The 2,308-nt window shown below is 62.3% G+C and carries 4 protein-coding genes; all 4 read right to left on the reverse strand.

From position 1 onward, the window contains the following. On the reverse strand, positions 1-702 hold a 702-nt coding region (locus tag P3W85_RS35960), incomplete at its 3' end, for a phospholipase effector Tle1 domain-containing protein (protein ID WP_276268276.1). Continuing rightward, complete coding sequence (locus P3W85_RS35965; protein ID WP_276268277.1) at positions 699-1,271, reverse strand: DUF3304 domain-containing protein; 573 nt, start codon at positions 1,269-1,271, stop codon at positions 699-701. The genes P3W85_RS35965 and P3W85_RS35960, both read right to left, overlap by 4 nt. 12 nt (positions 1,272-1,283) lie before the next feature. Continuing rightward, a complete protein-coding gene (locus P3W85_RS35970) occupies positions 1,284-1,625 on the reverse strand; it encodes a hypothetical protein (protein ID WP_276268278.1) in 342 nt (113 codons plus the stop codon). Beyond that, positions 1,622-2,209, reverse strand: a complete 588-nt coding sequence (locus P3W85_RS35975; protein ID WP_276268279.1) for a DUF3304 domain-containing protein — start codon at positions 2,207-2,209, stop codon at positions 1,622-1,624. Before P3W85_RS35975 ends, P3W85_RS35970 begins: the two co-directional genes overlap by 4 nt. Positions 2,210-2,308: the final 99 nt, after the last annotated feature.

Here is a 2,308-nt window from a genome sequence, read left to right on the forward strand (position 1 = left end):
GGTCAGCACCGGTTTGAGCTTGTCGAGCAGCTCGGCGCGGCGCTTGGCCAGCACGGTGCGGCGGCCGTCGATCTCGGTGTCGCGCCACTGGGTGCTGGCGATGGCTTGAAGGGCCTGCGCAGGTGACACATCCTTGCGCAACTTCACGTCGTCAGGCGACTTAGGCGTGGGCGGCCCCTTGCCATCAGGAAAGCGCATGCGCATGCGCTTGAAGTTGATGTCGGCGCTCATCTGTTTGACGAGGGCGAGGTCTTCGGCTTCTTCGGTCAGTCGCTTCTGGAAGGCATAGCGGTGCAGGTTGTTCTGCAATTGCAGCAATGCCCAGTTGATGCGCGCCTCGCCACCCCAGCCGGCGGCGGCACCTGCAGCGGCATGCAGGCCCACGCCGGCATCGCCGACGCCCTTCCAGAACTCGGTGCCGACGCCGGGGACGTAGGTACCGAATCGGTACTGGCGGTCTTCACCTTCGCGACGCAATTCGTCGAAAACGTCGTACAGCCGCGCGACATTGCTATGCGACTTGGGCTCCGTGTCGTACTTACGGTTGTTGCGTGTACCGTCGAAGAAGAAGCCGAGATACAACGTGCGCTGGCACGACATGGCGTCATCGGGCGACTCGGTGCATGTAATGCCTCGGCGCTCGTTCTGTGTGAGTGCCCACGGGTTCTCGCTCACGTTGTCGGGTAGCCGCGAAACGGTCATGGTTTGACTTCCTCCTTGCGTTGGCTCGGGTTCTCCATCCATGAAGAAGTGGGTGGAAAGCACTTGGGATTGCCTGGGAACTGTCGGCGGCACTCGAAGGCGGGTTCCAGCAGTCCCTCCGGGAAATCCTCATGACCTGGGTCGACACGGGTTGGAAAGAGTCGCAAGACCCCGTTTGGAAAGAAGGCGACCCACAGCATCGTCACGCCGCCAGGTCTGTACTGTTGATACGGCTCCGTGGCCACCTCGCGCTTGTATAGGGCGTGGTGGTCTTTGTTGTAGAGCGACTCGTCGCGCCAGCGGATGGTCAACTTGTAGTTTGGATCCCATTTGTGAGTTACTTCGGCAGAACCTGCAACCTTGCCTCCCCCTGCGTGGGCACTCATGCTGCCGGCCCACGACTCATTGACGTACACCGCATCCAGATAGTCGTCGGAGTAGTTAAGGATGCTGACCCGGAGCGGCACCATGGTGTCTTCGTGTGCCGCAGCAGGCGCATCTGATGGCTTGCAAGCCGTCAGCGCGAGCAGCAGGGCGATTTGCAGGAAGCGTGTCAGAGTGTTACGCATCGCGTTCTCCCGTCAGTGGATGTGCGGGGCGACGCGCGGCCGATGCGGATCAGCTTCGCGTCGTCGGTCGCGCGGCTGCGCCCAGCCGCTGTGGCCGTTGGCCAGTTCCGACATCAACCCTTGCCGCGCTTCGTCGAAGACGTCGTACAGCCGCGCGACATTGCTATGCGACTTGGGCTTCGTGTCGTACTTACGGTTGTTGCGTGTGCCGTCGAAGAAGAAGCCGAGATAGAGGGTGCGCTGGCACGACATGGCGTCGTCGGGCGACTCGGTGCAAGTGATGCCCTTGCGCTCGTTTTGCGTGAGTGCCCACGGGTTGTCGCCCATATTGTCGGGCAGTCGGGAAATCGTCATGGCGTCTTGTCCTCCGTGTGGGCGGCCTTGCCCTTTCTCATGAGGTCCCAGAGTTGGGGTGGACCTTCACAATGCGCACTACCGGGGTGCTCCTTGCGGCATTGCAGTTTTGGAGCAAGCAGTCCCTCCGGGAAATCGGGATGCCCTGGACCCACCAGAGTAGGGAAGAGCTTGGCGACACCTCCGGGGAAAAAGGCCACCCAGAGAAACGTCATGCGCCCGCGCTCATCCAACTGATAGGGTTGCGTGGTCAGCTCCCGCTCATAGAACGCGTCAGGGCTCTTGAGGTAGAGCGGCTCGGTGCGCCAGCGGACGGTGAGCTTGTAGTTCGGGTCCCACTGGCGAGGGACTTCCGCGTGGCCAGCGAAGCCTCCTCCTCCGGCATGCTTGACCATGCCACCGGACCAGGAGCCGTTGACGTACACCTCGTCGATATAGTCATCGGTGTAGTTGAGGATGCCGACCTGCAACGGCACCATGGTGTCTTCGTGTGCTGTTGCGGCGGCGGGGGCATCGGATGGCCTGCAAGCCGCCAGCGCGAACAGCAGGGCGATCTGCAGGAAGCGTGTCAGAGCGTTACGCATTGCGTCCTCCAGTGAGTGGCTTTGCGGGGCGACAGCTTCGCATCGTCGGTCACGCCGCGGCCTTGCCCGCCCAGTCGGTAGCCGCCGCCCACGTCCGAG

Origin of the sequence: Cupriavidus basilensis, from assembly GCF_029335485.1 — a bacterium.
Taxonomy (GTDB): Bacteria; Pseudomonadota; Gammaproteobacteria; order Burkholderiales; family Burkholderiaceae; genus Cupriavidus; species Cupriavidus basilensis_E.

Excerpts from the sequence above, each read along its gene's own strand:
- P3W85_RS35965 (WP_276268277.1), bottom strand. The coding sequence starts at position 1,271 with ATGCGTAACACTCTGACACGCTTCCTGCAAATCGCCCTGCTGCTCGCG.
- P3W85_RS35970 (WP_276268278.1), bottom strand. The coding sequence starts at position 1,625 with ATGACGATTTCCCGACTGCCCGACAATATGGGCGACAACCCGTGGGCA.
- P3W85_RS35975 (WP_276268279.1), bottom strand. The coding sequence starts at position 2,209 with ATGCGTAACGCTCTGACACGCTTCCTGCAGATCGCCCTGCTGTTCGCG.